The organism is Paractinoplanes bogorensis, from assembly GCF_018829635.1.
In the GTDB taxonomy this organism is placed as follows: Bacteria; Actinomycetota; Actinomycetes; order Mycobacteriales; family Micromonosporaceae; genus Actinoplanes; species Actinoplanes bogorensis.
The window spans coordinates 588,291-606,517 of the sequence record NZ_JAHKKG010000002.1; the positions used below are offsets into that span (position 1 = coordinate 588,291).

The following is an 18,227-nucleotide window of genomic DNA, read 5'->3' on the forward strand; positions in this document are numbered from 1 at the left end:
TATCGGTCGTAACGGTCACCGATTATGAATCTTGTGACTTCTCGTCCGGCCACTCTGCCGTTAACATCGCCGCGGTAGCTTTCCCGCGATCCGGAACCGGGTGGACTAGGGCTTTCACCAGCCGGTCGCTTGTTACAACGACGACAACAGCACTCTGTATCCCCCGATCAGCCGAGAGAGATGTGACCCTTGGAAAGGAGTTTCTTGAGGGTTTCTCGGATAGATTGGCCCGGATCCGTGCGACCTGACGGCTACGGAACGTAGCCGAAATAGCGGCTCATCGCGCGTGCATGGCGGAGGACGGAAGTAATGAACAGCCGGCGAACTCGTTTAGGCTCCGCAATCGCGGTGATTTTGACGGTTTTGGTGCTTGTACCGACCGGGGTACTTTTCGGTCGGGTGTGGACCGACAACGCCGACCAGCGTGACCGTACGCAGCTGGAGAAGGACGGCGTGGAGTTCCTCACCGCCCTCTCCCCGCTGGTCAGCGCGCTCGCCGAGTCCCAGTCGACGGCCGTCCAGGGAGTCACCGAGCCGCCGCCGTCGCTGGCCGCCGCGGTCACCGGCGTCAGCACCGTGGACGCCAAGTTCGGCACCGCGCTGCGGACCAAGGAGCGCTGGGCTGACCTCAAGGACAAGATCAGCAAGCTGCCGAAGACCACCGGCGCGGCCAACATCCTGAACGCCCACATCGTGGTCACCGACCTGACGCTGGGCCTGTACAACGCCGTGCGGCGCAACTCCGAGCTCAACCGCGACCCCGACAGCGACATCTCGAACCTGCAGCAGGCGGCGGCGGTCGACATGCCGACGACGGTGGTGCGGGTGAACCGGATGGGCGACTACGCCACCCTGGTGCAGAGCCTGCCCGCCGCGAGCCGGGCCCCGGTGCAGGCCCAGCTCTTCCACGAATACCTCACCGTGCAGGACCTGGTGAAGCAGCTGACTGAGAACCTGCAGGCCGCGGTGGACAACACCAAGAGCCAGACGCTCAGCGGCAGCCTGGTCAGCTCGCTCGACGCGTTCCGGCGCCGGATCGAGGACATGAACCGCGGCGCCGACCCGATCGGCGGAGCACCCGCCATCGCCACCATCACGACCGCGCAGTCCACGCTCCAGGCCGCGCTCGGCAACCTCGCGGGCATCACCCTGGGCGAGATGGACCGGATGCTCGACGAGCGGCTCGACTCGCTCGACTACCGCCGCATCGAGAGCATCGTGATGGCCGGGCTCGCGCTGCTGCTGGTGACCGGGGCCGTGCTCTGGCCGGCCCTGAGCCGGCGCCGCGACCCCGAGTCCACCCCGGCCCCGGCCGACCGGCCGATCGGCGAGTCCACTCGCGACGTCGCGCTGAACCGGCCGATCGGCGGTCCGGGCGGATACGGCGCACCCAGTCCGTACGACCAGGCGCCGGGCTACGGCGACCTCGACCCGACACGGCGGGAGCGGTCCGGTGCTGTTCGGTAAGTTCCGCATCCTGGGCAAACTCGCCCTGCTGGTGCTCGTGCCACTGCTCGGCGTCGTGGCGCTGAGCGTGCCGATCATCGTCAACCGCATCCAGGCCGCCACCGACGCCCAGAACGTCTCGGACCGGGTGGCCCTGGCCGGTCGTCTCGGTACCGCCGTGCAGGAGCTCCAGGAGGAGCGCCTGCTCTCGGTGGGCTACCTGTTCCAGTTGGTCACCCAGAACGCGCTGGTGGTGCAGAGTGCGGCCGCGCGCGACGCGGTGGCCCGGGTGGACGACGGCAGCGGCGCCGTCTCCCGCGAGCTGGCCCGCGCACTGCGCAATACCTCCAAGTTGGACATCACCCGGCAGAACGTGCTGAACCAGTCGATCCTGCCCCCCGACATCGTCAACGACTTCACCAAGGTCATCACGCCGATGATCAACGGTCTCGGCCTGTCGGCCAACGCCGACCTGCAGACCGGCGTCGGCCGGCAGATGTTCGCCCTCGAGCAGGCCCTGCGCAGTGACGACCTGATCAGCCAGGCCTCGGGTCACCTCACCGCGGCCGTGATCACCAAGAACGCGGGCCTGATCGGTCTGTTCACGCAGGCACTGATCCAGCTCCAACAGGTCATCGCGAACGCCGAGACCTTCTTCACCCCGAGCCAGTACCGGCTCTACCTCGGTGCGCAGGAGGCGTTCTCAGGTCGCGTCGGCGCTCAGTTCCTGCAGGAGGCGGCGACCGACCCGAACACCGCCATCTCGCGCCTGCGGATCCAGACGCTGTTCCCGTCGTTGCAGTCCGTGCTCGTCCTCGGCGGCTTCGTCGAGAAACGCGTCGGCGCGGACGTGGACGCGATTGTCACCAACAACCGCGACACCGCCATCCGGGACGCCTTCCTGATCGGTGGCGGCTCGTTCCTGCTGCTGCTCATCGTTATCGCGCTCAGCCTGTTCATGGCCCGCGCGGTGGCCCGGCCGCTGCGCCGCCTCACCACCTCGGCCGACCGCATCGCCCGAGCCGCCGAGGCCGAGCTCGAACGTGTCGCCGACGACGACGTCGAGTCGGTCCGCCCGATTCGACTCGACCCGGTCGACGTCGAGGCCCAGGACGAGATCGGCGACCTGGCCCGCGCCTTCGACCGGGTGCAGACCACCGCCGTCCGGCTGGTGGAACGTCAGGTGCTCGGCCGGCGCAACACCGCCCAGATGTTCGCGCACGTCGGACGCCGTACGCAGAACCTGGTCGGCCGCCAGCTGGCCCTGATCGACAACCTGGAACGCCGCGAGACCGACAGCGAGCGCCTGGGCGAGCTCTACCGGCTCGACCACATGTCCAGCCGTCTGCGCCGGAACGCGTCCAGCCTCGTCGTGCTCTCCGGTGGGGCCGGCGCCAACGAGCACATGGCCCCGCTGCCGCTGCAGGACGTGGTCCGCCTCGCCCTCGGTGAGATCGAGGACTACACCCGCGTCGACGTCGACGTGCCGGAAGAGATCGTGGTCGTGCCGGCCGTCCTGGCCGACCTGACCCTGCTGCTGGCCGAGCTGATGGAGAACGCCACCGCGTTCTCGCCGCCGCACACGCGGGTCGTGGTCAGCGCGAACGAGCTGCGCGGAGGCGCCCGCCTGGCGATCATCGACCAGGGCCTGGGCATGCCGCCCGAGCGTCTGGTCGAGGAGAACGCCCGGCTGACCCGTCGCGAACGCCTCGACCTCGCCCCCAGTGAGGTGCTCGGCCTGTTCGTGGTCGGCCGGCTCGCCCGCCGGCACGGCGTCGAGGTCACCCTGACCGAGACGCCCGGCGGCGGCATCACCGCGTGGGTCGACCTGAACCCGTCCCACCTGATCGCGCGGATCGTGAACACCCCGGTGCCCGAGGTGCCGCCGTTCCCGTCGGTCAACGCCCCGCAGCCGGGCTATCACACGTCCGAGTTCGCCCAGGTCATGGGCGCTTCCGCGGCGCGCGCCTCGGTGCCCGGCAGCCAGCAGCCGTTCGACGCCAACGTGCTCCACCGCGCCACCCGGACCCTCGAGACCGGACAGTCGTGGAACGCCTTTGCTCCCGTACGGGCTACAGCTCCGGCGATCGAGGGACGGCCCGACGCGTACGCGGGACAGCCCGTCTACGACGCCGAGCCGGTCTATTCGCCCGGGCCCGCCTATCAGCAGCCGGTCGCCTACCAGCAGCCGGTCGTCACCGGCGACTACGACCTGAACGCGCCGGTCGCCGGTCGTGTGCCGGCCGCGATGCCGGAGCTGCCGGCCGCCGGTCCGAGCGCGTGGCACCAGCAGCCGGAGCCGCCGCAGGCCACCTGGACGCAGCCCGCCGCCCCGCCCGTGCCGGCTCCGCCGACCGGATGGGCGCAGCCGGCCGTCGAGCCTCCGCCCGCGATGCCCGCCATCCCGCGGCAGCGCACGCCCGAGGAGGACTACCGGTACGCGCCGCAGGCCTACCAGGCGCCGACTCCTGCGCAGCCCGAACCGCAGCAGCCCTACCCCCAGCAGCGGCCGCTCTATCCGGAGCCGCAGGAGCAGGGATTCGCGGAGCCGCATCCGAGCTCGGACGCCACCGTCCCGCTGCGCCGCCGGGTGCCGGGCAGCCAGTTGCCCGTCGAGGGCGGCACCCCGCTGCCGAGCCGCACGCCGTCGCAGGACGACGCGATGGCCGCCCGGGCCGCGTTCGACGACTTCGAGGCCGGGGTCAGCCGCGCCCAGTGGGACGTCGCCGAGACGCACATGTCCTCGCCGCCGTCGGCCGGACACGCTCCGCTGGCTCGCCGGGTGCCGGGGGCCACCCTGCCGCGCGACGAGCCCAACTATCCGCCGCCGGCCTCGCCGAGTCTTCCGCTCGACCCGGAGGAAGCCCGAGCCCTGATGGAACAGTTCGAGTACGGAGTCGCACTCGCACTGAACGAAACTCAGCCACAACCCGAGGGACAACCGCGATGACTTCCCCCTACAGCACCGACACCGGTCACGGCTACGCCCAGTCCCAGCTGAGCGCCGAGGCCAAGACCTTCAACTGGCTGCTGGACTCCTTCACCTCCGGTACGGCCGGGGTGATCGAGGCCATCGCGGTGTCCTCCGACGGCCTGCTGATGGCGATGTCGGCGATCAAGGACCGGCCGAACGCGGAGCGCCTGGCCGCGGTCGTCTCGGGCCTCACCAGCCTGGCCGGCGGCGCCGCGAGCTGGTACCGACTGGGCTCGCTGAACCGCGTCATCATCGACATGGCCGACGGCTATCTGCTGGTCACGGCGATCAGCGCCGGATCGGTGCTGGGCGTCATCGCGGACCGCTCGGCCAACCTGGGCACGCTCGCGTACGAGATGACGCTCTTCGCCACCCGGGCCGGTGGCGCTCTCAGCCCGCGCCTGATCGCCGAGTTGAAGAACGCCGTTCAGCAATGACCTATCCGGACCCCGACGACCCGGCACACCCGGCTCGGCCGAGTGTCCGCCCCTTCCTGCAGTCCGGCCCGCTCTCGGCCGGCGGTTACCGCCCCGCGCCCCGCGAGGAGGAACCGCCGGTCGTCGAGCAGTCCGCTGCCCTGCGCCCGTTCGTCATCACGTCCGGGCGTACTGACGGCACCGATCCCGACATCGGGATGGAGACCCAGGTGACCGTCAACCCCACCGCCGGCCCGGTGCGTCTCTCACCCGAGATGCGCGCGATCGTCGGCCTCTGTTTCGAGCCCGTCTCCGTGGCGGAGATCTCCGCCCGGCTGCGCCTGCATCTCGGCGTCACGCGCATCCTCGTCGGCGACCTGCGGGCCGCCGGCCAACTGGACGTCCACGTGCTGGACAACGAGACCCCCGACCCTGAGACCATCATGCGAGTGATCCGTGGACTACGAGCAATCACCTGACCGCATCGTCGGCACCGCCGCGGTGGGTAGCGGCGGCGCCCGGCCGAAAAAGGCACCGGTCCCGGTAAAGATCATCGTGGCCGGCGGCTTCGGGGTGGGAAAGACCACCACCGTGGGCGCCATCTCGGAGATCTCACCGCTGACGACCGAGGCCGAGATGACCTCCGCCTCGGTCGGCATCGACGACCCGGGGCAGGCCACCGCCAAGACGACGACGACCATCGCGATGGACTTCGGCGTGCTCACCATCGACCAGACGCTGAAGCTCTACATCTTCGGTACGCCGGGGCAGTCGCGTTTCGCCTTCATGTGGGACGACCTGATCAAGGGGGCCCTGGGTGCCCTGGTCGTGGTCGATACCAACCGGATCGACGACTGTTATCCCGCCGTGGACTACTTCGAGCGCGCCGGGCTTCCGTTCGTCGTCGGCGTCAACACGTTCAACGGGCAAATGAGCTACAGCCTGGATGAAGTGCGCTGGGCTCTGGCCGTACGGGAGGACGTTCCGGTGCTCTCGTTCGACGCCCGTTTCCGCGGATCGGTGCGAGACGCGTTACTCGTCGTGCTCGATCAGGCACTCGACAAGGCCATCCGGCAGAAGTCCTCGTACCCCTGACGGCGGGTGTACGGGCGGGTTGAGAAGATCGAGGTTCCCAAATCGGCCTCCGAGCGGGCAGAGTGGTAACCGGCGAGACCCGCTAAGGAAGGACGGTCAGGTGCGAGGCGGATTGGATGACGCCCTCGACAAGCTCGCGCGACGCGATGAGCTGCGCCGACGTGCCTCCGGTGAGGCGGGCGGCAGCACTCCGGCCGCGGTGAACGAGCTGGTCGAGGCGATCGCGGCGGTGGTCGGCCGCCATCCGGAGCTGGGCGTGAGCGTGGGCGTCGAGGGTGCCGGCGAGCCGCTGCTGCTGCACTTCTTCCTGTCCGACGACGGCCAGGTGCAGGTGAACGCCGAAAACGCGGCCGCCCTGACGCCCGACGAGGCCGCCCCACGGCACGCCGACTTCGACATCGAGGCCGACGAGCCGCCCTATTCGGCACCACCCGCGCCACCCGCCGCGTCCTTCGCGCCCCGGCCCTCGGCCGACTCGGTCGGCGGTGACACCCGGCGGCTCAGTCAGGACGATCAGGACAGGTTCGGCCCGGCCTTCTATGGTGAGTCCGACACGGCCGAGCGCACCTACGGATCGTTCGAGCCGGCGGCCCAGGCGTCCGATCCGCGCTACCCCGAGCGCGATCCCGGTGAGTCCTCCCGCGATCTGGGGGCCCGGCTGCGCGATCTCGGCATGGCCTCGGGTGGTCAGCCGATGACCTACCCCCCGCACCCGTACGCGGCTACGCCGCCCCCGCCCGTGCCGCCTACCGTGACCCCGCCGCAGCAGCGCGCGCCGCACGCCGACACGGCCGGCACGACCCGCCGCATCCACCCCGAGCAGCACCGTGCACCGGCCGAGCCGTCCGCGGCCGAGCGCGGCGTCCCCCCGCGGGCTCCGGTGCCCGAGCAGCGCGGCATGCCGAGCCCGCTCCCCCATCCGATTCCGCTGCAGGTCGAAAAGCCGGAAGAGACCGAGATGGCGGCCCGGCGCCTCGCCGCCCTGCTCCGCGACGACCCCTCGCTGCTCGACAATCCGCGCGGCTGACACTCAGCGTAGTTGTTACGTTCGCACGCTGCGTTCATCCGTGATGCCCGGTTTTCTCCGCGAATGGCCCGCCTGAGATGTCTGGGTTGGGCCATTCGGCCATTTCCACGCGCAGACCTTGTGTGACGCTGAGTAGTTGAAATAGCGTCCAAGCCGTTCCCCATTACGGCGCGTGACCTCCACCGGTTCGCGGCCCTCCTGCGTACGCACACGGAGTGATCGATGTCGCAGCCCGAAGTCCACCTGGTCGCCGGCACCCCCGCCGAGGCCGTGCGGCTCGCGCCGGTCGCGCTCGCCATGCGCGAGCAGGGCCGGCTCACCCCGATCCCGGTGGCGACCGGCACCGACCCCGACGCGATCGGCGTGGTCCTCGACTCGTTCGGGCTCGCCCCCAAGATCACGCTGCCGTCGTCGGTCGACGACGCCGAGACGATGCGCCGCTTCGACGAGCTGTGGGCCGCCCGTACGCCCGCCGCTGTGGTCGTACGGGACGGACTGGCCCCCGCGCTCGCGGCGTTCTGGCGGCGCGTCCCGATCATGCAGATCGACGCCGGACGGCGCTCCGGCGAACTGGGCTCGACCTCGGCCCTCGAGGCGCAGCGCCGGCTGCTCGCCCAGATCACCACGGTGCACCTGGCGGCCACCCCGCTGGCCGCGATGAACCTGCTCGACGAGCGCGTGATCCCGGGCGACACCCTGCTCACCGGCGGCACGGCCCAGGACGCCGCCCAGTTACTGGCAGCGAAGACGCTCGCGGCTACTCCACGCGACCGCCGTACGGTCGTGCTGGGCGTCCCGGCCGAGCGCGCCGAGGCGATCGGCCCGGCCCTGCGCTACCTGGCCGGCCGCTACCCCGACCTCGAGGTGGTACGCGCGGCCGACTTCGCGCCCGGGCTGGAGTTCGCCACACTGCTCACCCAGGCCTACGCCGTGGTGACCGACGACGAGGATCTGGTCGAGGATGCGCTGGCCGCCTACTGCCCGGTCCTGATGATCGGCCTGGAGGCCCGGCACGCCGAGGCGCTGCTGGCCGGCAGCGCCCGTCTGGTCGCGCCCGATCCTGCCGCTATCACCAGCGAGGTGGCGTCGCTGATGGAGAGCCGGGTGCGCCGCGACTCGATGGCGCTGGCCGGAAACCCGTACGGGGACGGCCTCGCCGCCTACCGCGTCGCCCAGGCCACCGCGGCCCTGCTCGGCCACGGCCAGTTCCCCGACCCCATGCCCGCGAAGCCCACGGCGGGAGTGCCGCGATGACCTCGAAGGAGAAGCCGATGGACGTCGTGTCCTTCTGGACCCGCTCGTGGACCAGCGACGACCGGGTCGCGGTGCGGCAGATGCTCGCCCCCGACGCCGAGATCGAGTGGAACCTGGACGCCCCGGTCGACGACGAGGAACTGGTGCAGGTGCTGCACCGGATCGCAGCCTTCGCCGACGAGGTCACCGTGGTCGGGCGGACCACGGCGGACGACGGCGCCGCACTCGTCTACGACCTGGCGGCACCGTTCGGCACCGCCCGCATGGTCGAGTTCCTGACCATCGCGGACGGGCGGATCACCGAGGTGCGCCAGGTCTACGACGTGACCGCGACCGACCGGTTCTTCCCCGGCCTGTACGCGAACTAGCTGCGCTTGGTGCGCTCGAGCAGCGCGAACAGGTTCTCCCAGTGCCGCTGCTCGCCTTCCGGGTGGTGCATCGCGGTGTCGGACATCGTGAAGCCGTGCGGCGCCCCGGTGTAGACCTCGGACGTGTAGGTGACGCCGGCCTCGCCGAGGGCCGACTCCAGCGCCTGGATCTGATCGGGCGTCATCGACTGGTCGTTGTCGGCGTGACCGAAGTAGACCTCGCCGCTCAGCGACCCGACGGCCAGGTGCGGGCTGTCCGGCTGATCGGTGACGACCCGGCCGGCGTGGAAGCTGGCCACCGCGTTGATCTGGTCCGGGTGCGCCTCGGCCGCCCGGAGCGCGTTCGTGCCACCCATGCAGTAGCCGACGATGGGCACCGGACCGGCCGCCACACCCTGCTGCGCGTGCAGGAAGCCGAGGTAGGTGGCGCTGTCGGCGGCCACCCGATCGGCGGTCAGCCCCTGGATCATCGGCATCAGCCGGCCGAACGCGGCGCCCCGCTTCTCGTTGTCGGCCAGTTCCTCGGGTGAGACCAGCGGCGACGGGCCGCCGCGATACAGAATGTTCGGCGCCAGGACGGCGAAGCCGCGCTCGGCGATCCGCTCCGCCATCTCGGCGATGCGCGGACGCAGTCCGAACGCGTCCATGAAGAGCAGCACCCCCGGGAACGGGCCGTCGCCGTCGGGCCGCACGAAGTACGCGTCGGCCGTCCCGTCCGCGGTGGGAATCTGCACGTTGATCGTCTCCATGAGCGCGACGTTAACACCAACCGGGGAAGCCTCCCCGGTGCCGTCGGTACCCTGTCACCCATGGCAGATCGACTGCGGGCGGACGCGCAGCGTAACCGGGCCGCGCTGCTGGCCGCGGCGCGCGAAGTGTTCGCCGAGCATGGGCTGGACGCGTCGCTCGACGAGATCGCGCGCCGGGCCGGGGTGGGCAACGCCACCCTCTACCGCCGCTTCCCGACCCGCCGTGATCTGATCGCCGAGGTCTTCGCGGGGCAGATGACCGGGTACGTCGAGCTGGCCGAGGACGCGCTGGCCGAGCCCGATCCGTGGACCGGCTTCGTGGCGTACGTGAAAAAGCTCTTCGAGATCCAGGCGACCGACCGTGGCCTGTCCGAACTGCTCGTGACCACCAGCTTCGACGACGACGAACGGCTGGCCGAGCTGCTCGCGACGGCCCAGCGCGGCGCCACCCAGGTGATCCGCCGGGCGCAGGCCGCGGGCCGGCTGCGACCCGACTTCGCCCGCACCGACATCAGCCTGCTCATGCGGGGCAACGCGGGGGTTCTGCGCAGCTCACCCGACCCCGACGCGTGGCGCCGCTACATGACGCTCGTGGTCGACGGATTGCAGGTATTTAAGGATGTTTAAGGCTGCCCGCAAGACTGTTTAACACGGCCCGGCCGAGACTCGATTCCGTTCGACACCCCCTTCGATCGGAGTCACCCATGCAACGCAGCCGTCTACGCCTGGCCATCTATGCGTCTGCGGCGGTCGTCGCCGTGGCCGGCGGAGTCGGATTGGCCGCCGCGGCCACCAATCCGGCCCCGACGGCCGCGGGCGCCCTCAGTGCGACCTTCACCAAGGAGAGCGACTGGGGTACGGGCTACCAGGCCCACTACACGATCACCAACGGCACCGGCGCGGCCGTGAACGGGTGGTCGCTCGCCTTCGGTCTGCCCGCGAGCGCCAAGCTGGGCAGCTTCTGGGACGCGAACGTCACCACCGCCGGTGGCGTGTCGACCGCGAAGAACCCGGCGTACGCGCCGAGCATCGCGGCCGGCGCCAAGGCCGAGTTCGGGTTCATCGTCAACGGCAGCGGCGCCCCGACCAGCTGCACGATCAACGGCGTCTCGTGTGGAGGGTCGGCCCCGACTACGGCTCCCACCACCAAGGCCCCGACTGCCGCGCCCACCACTAAGCCGCCGACGACCCCGCCGACCACGCCGCCTACGACTCCTCCCGCTTCGTCGGGGCGGGTGCTCGTGGCCCCGTACGTGGACATGGGTCTGCTCTCCAACGGCACCACCACCCTGGCCCAGCTCGGCACGAGCGGGAACGTCAAGTCGTACAGCCTGGCCTTCGTCACCAGCACCGGCTGCAAGGCGAGCTGGTTCAACGCCTTCGATCCGCGAACCCAGCAGTTCAAGGACCAGATCGACGCCGTACGGGCGAAGGGTGGTGACGTGAAGGTCTCGTTCGGTGGCGCGACCGGCATCGAACTGGCCCAGGCGTGCACCAGTGTCACCGCCCTGCAGGCCGAATATCAGGCGGTCGTGTCGGCGTACGGGCTGAAGTACATCGACCTCGACATCGAGGGTGCCGCGGTGGCCGACCCGACCACGATCGCCCGCCGCTCGACCGCGCTGGCCGCCCTGCAGAAGGCCAACCCGGGCCTGAAGATCTCGCTGACGCTGCCGGTGCTGCCCGAGGGCCTGACCGCCGACGGCCTCAACGTGGTGCGCTCGGCCAAGAACGCGGGCGTCGACCTCGACCTGGTCAACATCATGGCGATGGACTACGGCCGGGCCGGGCAGGACTACGGCGACCTGGCCATCCAGGCCGTGAAGTCCACCAAGGACCAGATCAAGTCGGTCTACGGCAACAGCGACGCGGCCGCCTTCAAGATGGTCGGCGTCACCCCGATGATCGGCGTCAACGACGACCAGGGCGTCTTCGGTCTGGCCGACGCCCGTGACCTGGTCGCCTTCGCCAACCAGAACCACATCGGCTTCGTGTCGTTCTGGGAGACCAACCGCGACAAGAACGCCTGCAACGGCGCGCTGTTCCAGTGCACCAACATCGCGCAGTCGCCGTTCGAGTTCAGCAAGATCTTCGCCGGCTTCACCGGCTGACGCTTCACCGCATCCCCAAAAGGAACACGGCGCGACTCCGGGCCCCCACCCGGAGTCGCGCCGGCCTTAGTTCTGGGCGAATCCGCGGCCCGCCTCGGCCAGCGTCTCGCTCACCAGCTCCCACAGATTGGTGCCGGGTGGCCGGTCGAGCCAGATGTGCAGGCCGACCCGCAGCGACGCGAGGAAAGCGGCCGAGGTCATTTTTACCCGTACGCCGGTAGGGTCGTCGCCGGATCGGGCCGCGATCTCGCTCGACAGGTCACGCTCGAGCGCCGCGAACGTCTGCACCTGAGCCGCCACGAGCGCGGGCTGGGCGCGGACGAGCCGGCTCTGCGCCACCCAGTGCGGGTCGAGGTCGCCGAGCTTGAGATAGAACTGCTGGGCCGCCGCGGTCAGCGCCACCCACGTCGGCTCACTCGCCGGACGGGCCCGCACCTGCTCGATCAGCAGGGTGATGCGCAGGTGCTCGCCATAGAGCAGGGCCTCTTCCTTGCTGCCGAAGTAGTTCGAGAACGTACGCCGGGAGACACCGGCCTCGTCGGCCACCGCCTCGACCGTCACGCGGTCGAAACCGTGCTCGATCGCCAGGCGCATCGCCGCGGTGTGCAAGGCCTGGCGGGTCGCGGCCTTCTTGCGCTCGCGCAGACCGGGCTCGGCAGTGGTGCTCATGAGATGAGCGTACCGGCGTGTGATTCGCTTCTCAATGAGCAAACTTGCGCAATAGGCAAGCATTCTCGATAGTTGTATGAAGCAAATACTTCCTCCTCGAGAGGCGGCCGCGCGCATGAGCGCCACCACCGTCGGCACCCGCCCGGGCGCCATGTCCCACCGCCAGATTATGGAGGCCCTGTCCGGCCTCCTGCTGGTGCTCTTCGTCGCGATGGCCAGCTCGACCATCGTCTCCACCGCGCTGCCGAAGATCATCGGCGCTCTCGACGGCAGCCAGACGCAGTACACCTGGGTGGTCACGGCCACGCTGCTGACCGCCACCGCCTCCACCCCGATCTGGGGCAAGCTGGCCGACCTCTACAGCAAGAAGCTGCTGGTCCAGATCGCGATCGTGGTGTTCGTGGTCGGCTCGATCATCGCCGGCTTCTCGCAGACGGCGGGTCAGCTGATCGCCGCCCGCGCGTTCCAGGGCCTGGGCATGGGCGGCGTGCAGGCGCTGGTGCAGGTCGCCATCGCCGCGATGATCCCGCCCCGCGAGCGCGGCCGCTACAACGGCTACCTCGGTGGCGTGATGGCCCTGGCCACGGTCGGCGGCCCGCTGCTGGGTGGCCTGATCGTCGACTCCACGCTCGGCTGGCGCTGGTGCTTCTTCATCGGCGCGCCGATCGCGGTGATCGCCCTCGTCGTCCTCCAGAAGACCCTGAACCTCGAGGTCATCCGCCGGGCCGACGTGAAGATCGACTACCTGGGGGCCGGTCTCATCGCGGCCGGCGTCAGCACTCTGCTGGTCTGGGTCTCGTTCGTCGACAGCACTTTCGCGTGGCTCTCCTGGCAGACCTTCGCCATGGTCGGTGCAGGCCTGGTGCTGCTGGCCCTGGCGGTCTGGGTCGAGTCCCGGGTCGCCGAGCCGGTCGTCCCGCTCGAGATCGTCAAGCAGCGCGGCACGGCCCTGGCCATCGTGGCCAGCCTCGCCGTGGGCATGGCGATGTTCGGCGGCGCCGTCTTCCTCGGCCAGTACTTCCAGATCGGCCGCGGCTACAGCCCGACCGAGGCCGGCCTGCTCACCATCCCGATGATGGCCGGCATCCTGATCTCGTCGACGGTCTCCGGCCGCATGATCACCAAGAGCGGCCGGCTCAAGCCGTACATCCTGACCGGCACGCTCGTGCTCGTGGCCGGGTTCGCCATGCTCTCCTTCCTCGACCACGAGACTTCCCTCTGGTACGTCGGTGTGGCGATGGCCCTGGTCGGCGCCGGAGTCGGCATGTCGATGCAGAACCTGGTGCTCTCGGTGCAGAACACGGTCTCGCTCAAGGACATCGGCGCGGCCAGCTCGACGGTGGCGTTCTTCCGCTCGCTCGGCGGCACGATCGGCGTCTCGGTGCTCGGCGCGGTGCTCGCCCGCCGGGTCAGCGATCAGATCACCTCCGACCTGGCCAACGCCGGGGTTCCGGCCGGCAGCACCGGCGGGAGCAGCACCCTCAACCTGGCCGCTCTGCCCGACTCGATCCAGCACATCGTGCGGGCCGCGTACGGCGACGCCACCGGGCACATCTTCCTGATCAGCGCGGCGATCGCGGTCGTCGGCGTGGTGGCCGCGGTGCTCATGCGGCCGACCACCCTGCGTTCGACGGTCGACCTGTCCCCGGCCACTCCGGTCGTAGGCTCGACCCCCGCCGTCTCCTCTGCGGCGCTCGTCGACGAAGAGGTGCAGATCCCCGCCCTCCGTCGCTGACCCCGTGCTGCATCGGCGCCCGCCCGCCCGGCCCTCCCGGCCGCGGCGGGCGCTGTTGCTTCTGTGACCTTGAGTGGCGAGATTGCTCACGTCTGTGACCATGGGCTCGCAGTCTCACGGAGAGCTAACCTTCGAAAGCGGAGAGCGCCGATCATGGCGGTTTCCTCAACCGTCGGGCGGCACAGCCGATCAAGGGGGCCAGAAGCGGAAGGGGGTTGGCCACGTGTTTGCGGACCGAGAAGTGCTCGACGCCGAGCAGTTGCACATCGCCCTGCTGGAGATCGAGGACGAGATCCACTGGGACGCGGCGACCACGCTCGAGAGCGCCCAGCGCTACGAGCGTCAGGCCCGCCTGCTCGGTGACGAACTGCTCGTCACCCGGGCCCGGCTCTGCCAGGTCAACATGCGGATGCGCGCCGGCGACGTCGCCGAGGCGGCCCAGCGCATGTGGCAGATCCACCGCTGGGCGGTCGACAACAACGCCCGTCAGCTGACCGCGCGCACCCACCTGGTGTGGGCCGCCATCCACCGCCACCTGGGCGATGCCGCGAAGAGCCTGGACAACGCCGTACGCAGTGTGGAACTGCTGGACGAGACGGCCACCGGCTTCATGCACATCTGGCACCGCGCCAAGCTGGCCGACTCCCTCGCCTTCGCCGGCTCGATGGAGCCCGCCCGCGAGCGGTTCGCCCAGGCCGAGCGCCTCACCATCGAGCTCGACCGGCCCTTCCTGCGGCTCTACGTGCTCAACAACTACGCCTACTCGGAACACGCGGCGGGCAACCACGAGCTGGCCGCCCAGGTCGCCGTGCGGCTGCGCGCGCTCTCGGCCGAGCACAAGTTCGAACTCGACGCGACCGTGCTCGACACCATCGGCGCGATCGAGATGAGCAACGGGCACTACGCCGAGGCCGAGCAGACCATGCAGGCCTGCATCGAGAAATACTCGTCGTTCCGCCGGCACGACGCCGACGCCATGCCCGAATATCTGCTCAACCTGGCCCGGGCCCAGCGCGGGCTCGGGGCGTACGAACGGGCCCAGGCCAGCCTCGACGAGTCGCGCCGGCTGTGTGCCGACCGCGAGCTCGGGCACTTCCTCGTGCAGACCCACCAGGAGCAGGCCGAGTTGCACGCTGCCCGGGGTGAGTTCGCCGAGGCGTACGCGGCGCACAAGGTCTTCTTCGCCGCGTACAACCGTCTGCAGTCCCGCCAGCGCGAGGCCCAGGCCCGCACCCGGCAGGCGATGTTCGAGACGACCGAGGCCCGCAAAGAGGCCGAGCGGTTCCGCGAGCAGGCCCGGCGCGACCCGCTGACCGGACTGCGCAACCGCCGCTACCTCGACGAACAGCTCCCGCGACTGATCGACACCGACCCCGACGTCACCGTCGCGATCGTCGACCTCGACCACTTCAAGCGGATCAACGACCAGCTCTCGCACGACGTCGGCGACCAGGTGCTGGTGCAGGTGGCCAAGCTGCTCGAGACGGAACTGGCGGCCGTGTCGCCCGACGGGTTCATCGCCCGGATGGGTGGCGAGGAGTTCCTGATGGTGCTGCCCGGCTGCCCGTCGTCGCGGGCCGCGCGCGAGCTCGACGAGATCCGGCGGACCGTCGGCGCGTACGACTGGGGCGATCTCACCCGCGGCCTGCCGGTCACGGTCAGCATCGGTGTGGCCGGCCTGGGCGAGGCGGAGAGCCCGACCCAGCCCGGCCTGTTGTCCACAGCCGACCGCAACCTGTACGCCGCCAAGCACGGTGGACGCGACCAGGTGGTATCCGGAGTACCCGGTCCGGATAGGACCCGTTCGTACCGAGATCGGGCATCTGCGGCCTGACCTGCGACTTCTCTTGGTCAACGACAGGTCTGAATTTCCTCACCTCCGACCGCTATTCTTGTCGTCCGGACGGACAGTCGACCCGGTGCGGGTCGGGCGAGGAGGCGGTCGAGTGGAGTCGGTGCCCGAAGTCGCGCCCCCCGGCGTCAACATCAACGTGCCCCACTCGGCGCGCATCTACGACTACTGGCTCGGCGGCAAAGACAACTTCGCCGTCGACCGGGCCGTCGGCGAGGCCATGATCAAAGCGATCCCCGGCATGCGCTACATGGCCGCCGAAAATCGCAAGTTCGTCCACCGCGCGGCCCGTGACCTGGTGGAAAAGGAGGGGGTCCGCCAGTTCCTCGACATCGGGACAGGCATCCCCACCCGGCCCAACCTGCACGAGATCGCGCAAAAGATCATCCCGAGCGCCCGCGTGGTCTATGTGGACAACGATCCGATCGTTCTGGTCCACGCCCGCGCCCTGATGGTCAGCACACCCGAGGGCCGCAGCGAATACATCTCGGCCGACATCCGCGATCCCCGCTCGATCCTCGACGACAAGGTCCTGCGCGACACGTTCTCGTTCGACGAGCCGATCGGCCTCACGCTGATCGCGATCCTGATGCTGATCGCGGACGACGACGACCCGTGGACGACGGTGGCCGCCCTGCGCGACGCGATGCCGTCCGGCAGCCTGCTCGCGATCACCCATCCGACGGCCGATTTCGCGCCCGACGAGGTCGGCGAGGCGGTCACGGCGGCCACCAATGCCGGCATGACACTGGTGGCGCGGCCGCGGGCCGACGTGGAGCGCTTCTTCGGCGACTGGGAGATGCTGTCGCCCGGCCTGGTGCCGGTGTCGAGCTGGCGCCCCGACGAGCCGGTCGACAATCCCGAGGCCGCCTACTACTGGGCCGGGGTCGCCCGCAAACCCTGACCCGGGACCACCACACCACGCCGGCGCCCGCTGAGCCACACTCCGAAGCCGCCCGACGCGAACTTGGCCGCGAATCACGATGTGTGGCCGGCGTCGGCGCAGATCCTGACCCGGGGCCACCACACCACGCCGGCGCCCGGCGAGCCACACTCCGGAACCGCCCGACGCGAGCCTGGCCGCGAATCACGATGTGCGGCCGGCGTCGGCGCAGATCCTGACCCGCGGGCTGCCCACGAACCGGGGCGTGGGCCTTATCGGTGCGCACGGCCTGGTCGGGGACGCGGGAACATCCCGGTCGGGCGCTACGGCCTTTCGTTTCGCCTCGGTCGCCGCGGCAGCCGCCGAAGGCGGGGTTCACGCTGGTGCGGTTGTGGCATTTGTCGAGGCGTACATCTGCGGTCTTCGTCTTTGATTTCGGCTACGCCAACCGCGCCGGCCTCTCGAACGCCACGGCTCGTCCTGATCGGAACGTGCAACGGGCGGGCGGAACGCCAACCGGCCGGGCCGCCCGGCACGGGGGAACCGGACGACCCGGCCGGAGCCGGCCGGCGCCTCATCGCGCGAGGCGCCTAATATTTATTAGCTTGCAGCTCAGCAAGCATCTCTCGATGACCGTCCACATAGCCGCGACGGTCCGTTACGACGACTCGGCCACCGCCCGGAAGGCGCCGCGCCGGTAGCTTCCGCTACAGAAAGTGATCACTGCTGACGCGCCGCTGCGATCAATTTCGGGCATCGGAACCTCCGTCGTCGGTCGTCGGCCGCGGCCGGGCCCCGGGGCGGAACAGCGCGTGCCGGACCCCGCCGAATCGGTGCGTCACCACGGTGGCACGCGTGGTGGCAGCACTGACGTCGTCGGTGAGCGGCACGTCCCGGCAGAGCGGCGCGGGGTTGCCCATCCGCAGCTCAACCGCGAACGAATCGCCCTGGTCGAAACGCTCGGGACCAATGTTCGGAACGGTCATCTCGTCACCCCTCGCTAAGGACGCCCCCGCCAAGGAGCCTTGCGTCGAGGCCGCGAACACCGTTCCGCGACCGGTCAGTCACTCAAAGATGTCACCCTTAGTGACACCCGCGAGTGTGGTACGTGCGTTATCATGCTCACAATCCCGTGAGTACGCAAGGCCAGATGCACGTGCATTTGCACCACCTGTAAGGCATCGGTCGCTCATTGGGAGAACAGTTGGCTTCGGACGATCCCCGACCGGAGCAAAACCAAGGGAGCAAGAAATGACGTACGCGGTCAACGGCATCCCCGCCGGCCAGTTGGAAGGTGTCACCTGGCAGAAGAGCCGGCGCAGCAACCCCAGCGGCAACTGCGTCGAGTGCGCCGTCCTCCCCAACGGTGAGGTCGCCATGCGCAACTCCCGCGACCCTGAGGGCCCGGCTCTGATCTACACCCCGGCCGAGATCGAGGCTTTCCTCGGTGGCGTCCGCGACGGTGACTTCGACAACCTGCTGGGCTGATTCGAGAAAAATGGGTCTGCCTAGCGGCTCAAGCCAGGCAGACCCTCAACAACGGTGATGCGGTCTCGTTCACGGTCGTCGGCAGCGGGCGTGAACGAGTCCTCCCCGTCAAGGAGAGTTGGCCGAGCGTACCGCCGGTTGACGCGTGACTCCAGACAGT

Annotated in this window: 17 protein-coding genes; 14 read left to right on the plus strand and 3 right to left on the minus strand. The window is 69.7% G+C overall.

The window, feature by feature from the left end:
* Nucleotides 1-399: 399 nt before the first annotated feature.
* The 8 genes from KOI35_RS07550 (at nucleotide 400) to KOI35_RS07585 (ending at nucleotide 8,580) form a co-directional block, all read left to right on the plus strand.
* Nucleotides 400-1,467, plus strand: coding sequence for a hypothetical protein (locus KOI35_RS07550; protein WP_308120839.1), 1,068 nt, complete (start codon nucleotides 400-402; stop codon nucleotides 1,465-1,467).
* On the plus strand, nucleotides 1,454-4,396 hold the full coding sequence (locus KOI35_RS07555) for a sensor histidine kinase (RefSeq protein ID WP_215785292.1): 2,943 nt from the start codon (nucleotides 1,454-1,456) through the stop codon (nucleotides 4,394-4,396). The genes KOI35_RS07550 and KOI35_RS07555 overlap by 14 nt, the downstream gene beginning before the upstream one ends.
* The gene (locus KOI35_RS07560) at nucleotides 4,393-4,857 is read left to right on the plus strand and encodes a roadblock/LC7 domain-containing protein (RefSeq protein ID WP_215785293.1); all 465 of its coding nucleotides are present in this window, start codon (nucleotides 4,393-4,395) and stop codon (nucleotides 4,855-4,857) included. The genes KOI35_RS07555 and KOI35_RS07560 overlap by 4 nt, the downstream gene beginning before the upstream one ends.
* Nucleotides 4,854-5,315 (plus strand): DUF742 domain-containing protein, encoded by a 462-nt coding sequence (locus tag KOI35_RS07565; RefSeq protein ID WP_215785294.1) that lies wholly within the window; start codon nucleotides 4,854-4,856, stop codon nucleotides 5,313-5,315. The genes KOI35_RS07560 and KOI35_RS07565 overlap by 4 nt, the downstream gene beginning before the upstream one ends.
* A gap of 4 nt (nucleotides 5,316-5,319) precedes the next feature.
* Nucleotides 5,320-5,931: a GTP-binding protein gene (locus tag KOI35_RS07570; protein WP_438870591.1), complete on the plus strand. Its 612-nt coding sequence runs from the start codon at nucleotides 5,320-5,322 to the stop codon at nucleotides 5,929-5,931.
* A gap of 100 nt (nucleotides 5,932-6,031) precedes the next feature.
* A complete protein-coding gene (locus KOI35_RS07575) occupies nucleotides 6,032-6,958 on the plus strand; it encodes a hypothetical protein (RefSeq protein WP_215785296.1) in 927 nt (308 codons plus the stop codon).
* 222 nt (nucleotides 6,959-7,180) lie between these two features.
* The gene (locus KOI35_RS07580) at nucleotides 7,181-8,212 is read left to right on the plus strand and encodes a UDP-N-acetylglucosamine 2-epimerase (protein WP_215785297.1); all 1,032 of its coding nucleotides are present in this window, start codon (nucleotides 7,181-7,183) and stop codon (nucleotides 8,210-8,212) included.
* Entirely contained in the window at nucleotides 8,209-8,580 is a 372-nt protein-coding gene (locus KOI35_RS07585) for a nuclear transport factor 2-like protein (protein ID WP_246612642.1), read from the plus strand. Before KOI35_RS07580 ends, KOI35_RS07585 begins: the two co-directional genes overlap by 4 nt.
* Here KOI35_RS07585 and KOI35_RS07590 read toward each other — a convergent pair.
* The gene (locus KOI35_RS07590) at nucleotides 8,577-9,329 is read right to left on the minus strand and encodes a dienelactone hydrolase family protein (RefSeq protein ID WP_215785298.1); all 753 of its coding nucleotides are present in this window, start codon (nucleotides 9,327-9,329) and stop codon (nucleotides 8,577-8,579) included. The genes KOI35_RS07585 and KOI35_RS07590 overlap by 4 nt on opposite strands.
* A gap of 60 nt (nucleotides 9,330-9,389) precedes the next feature.
* Between KOI35_RS07590 and KOI35_RS07595 the strand changes: the two genes are divergently transcribed.
* Both KOI35_RS07595 and KOI35_RS07600 read left to right on the plus strand, forming a co-directional pair.
* Complete coding sequence (locus KOI35_RS07595) at nucleotides 9,390-9,956, plus strand: TetR/AcrR family transcriptional regulator (RefSeq protein ID WP_215785299.1); 567 nt, start codon at nucleotides 9,390-9,392, stop codon at nucleotides 9,954-9,956.
* A 77-nt stretch (nucleotides 9,957-10,033) separates the two neighbouring features.
* Nucleotides 10,034-11,440 carry a glycoside hydrolase family 18 protein gene (locus KOI35_RS07600; protein ID WP_215785300.1) on the plus strand — a complete coding sequence of 469 codons (1,407 nt, stop codon included), beginning with the start codon at nucleotides 10,034-10,036 and terminating at the stop codon, nucleotides 11,438-11,440.
* A gap of 66 nt (nucleotides 11,441-11,506) precedes the next feature.
* On the opposite strand, the gene KOI35_RS07605 is transcribed toward KOI35_RS07600, so the two are convergent.
* A complete protein-coding gene (locus KOI35_RS07605; RefSeq protein ID WP_215785301.1) occupies nucleotides 11,507-12,109 on the minus strand; it encodes a TetR family transcriptional regulator in 603 nt (200 codons plus the stop codon).
* 115 nt (nucleotides 12,110-12,224) lie between these two features.
* Between KOI35_RS07605 and KOI35_RS07610 the strand changes: the two genes are divergently transcribed.
* From KOI35_RS07610 to KOI35_RS07620, 3 genes are all read left to right on the plus strand, one after another.
* Complete coding sequence (locus tag KOI35_RS07610; protein WP_215785302.1) at nucleotides 12,225-13,844, plus strand: MDR family MFS transporter; 1,620 nt, start codon at nucleotides 12,225-12,227, stop codon at nucleotides 13,842-13,844.
* A 223-nt stretch (nucleotides 13,845-14,067) separates the two neighbouring features.
* On the plus strand, nucleotides 14,068-15,678 hold the full coding sequence (locus tag KOI35_RS07615) for a diguanylate cyclase (RefSeq protein WP_308120840.1): 1,611 nt from the start codon (nucleotides 14,068-14,070) through the stop codon (nucleotides 15,676-15,678).
* A 112-nt stretch (nucleotides 15,679-15,790) separates the two neighbouring features.
* Entirely contained in the window at nucleotides 15,791-16,600 is an 810-nt protein-coding gene (locus tag KOI35_RS07620) for an SAM-dependent methyltransferase (protein ID WP_215785304.1), read from the plus strand.
* Nucleotides 16,601-17,322: 722 nt separating this feature from the next.
* Here KOI35_RS07620 and KOI35_RS07625 read toward each other — a convergent pair.
* Nucleotides 17,323-17,565, minus strand: a complete 243-nt coding sequence (locus KOI35_RS07625) for a hypothetical protein (RefSeq protein WP_215785305.1) — start codon at nucleotides 17,563-17,565, stop codon at nucleotides 17,323-17,325.
* Nucleotides 17,566-17,830: 265 nt separating this feature from the next.
* Between KOI35_RS07625 and KOI35_RS07630 the strand changes: the two genes are divergently transcribed.
* Nucleotides 17,831-18,067: a DUF397 domain-containing protein gene (locus KOI35_RS07630; RefSeq protein ID WP_215785306.1), complete on the plus strand. Its 237-nt coding sequence runs from the start codon at nucleotides 17,831-17,833 to the stop codon at nucleotides 18,065-18,067.
* The last annotated feature ends 160 nt before the right edge of the window (nucleotides 18,068-18,227 follow it).

What these genes read in the sequence shown, in the direction of transcription:
- KOI35_RS07565 (WP_215785294.1), top strand. Translation starts at nt 4,854, where the DNA reads ATGACCTATCCGGACCCCGACGACCCGGCACACCCGGCTCGGCCGAGT.
- KOI35_RS07610 (WP_215785302.1), top strand. Translation starts at nt 12,225, where the DNA reads ATGAGCGCCACCACCGTCGGCACCCGCCCGGGCGCCATGTCCCACCGC.
- KOI35_RS07600 (WP_215785300.1), top strand. Translation starts at nt 10,034, where the DNA reads ATGCAACGCAGCCGTCTACGCCTGGCCATCTATGCGTCTGCGGCGGTC.
- KOI35_RS07630 (WP_215785306.1), top strand. Translation starts at nt 17,831, where the DNA reads ATGACGTACGCGGTCAACGGCATCCCCGCCGGCCAGTTGGAAGGTGTC.
- KOI35_RS07595 (WP_215785299.1), top strand. Translation starts at nt 9,390, where the DNA reads ATGGCAGATCGACTGCGGGCGGACGCGCAGCGTAACCGGGCCGCGCTG.
- KOI35_RS07560 (WP_215785293.1), top strand. Translation starts at nt 4,393, where the DNA reads ATGACTTCCCCCTACAGCACCGACACCGGTCACGGCTACGCCCAGTCC.
- KOI35_RS07605 (WP_215785301.1), bottom strand. Translation starts at nt 12,109, where the DNA reads ATGAGCACCACTGCCGAGCCCGGTCTGCGCGAGCGCAAGAAGGCCGCG.
- KOI35_RS07625 (WP_215785305.1), bottom strand. Translation starts at nt 17,565, where the DNA reads ATGACCGTTCCGAACATTGGTCCCGAGCGTTTCGACCAGGGCGATTCG.
- KOI35_RS07585 (WP_246612642.1), top strand. Translation starts at nt 8,209, where the DNA reads ATGACCTCGAAGGAGAAGCCGATGGACGTCGTGTCCTTCTGGACCCGC.
- KOI35_RS07580 (WP_215785297.1), top strand. Translation starts at nt 7,181, where the DNA reads ATGTCGCAGCCCGAAGTCCACCTGGTCGCCGGCACCCCCGCCGAGGCC.
- KOI35_RS07590 (WP_215785298.1), bottom strand. Translation starts at nt 9,329, where the DNA reads ATGGAGACGATCAACGTGCAGATTCCCACCGCGGACGGGACGGCCGAC.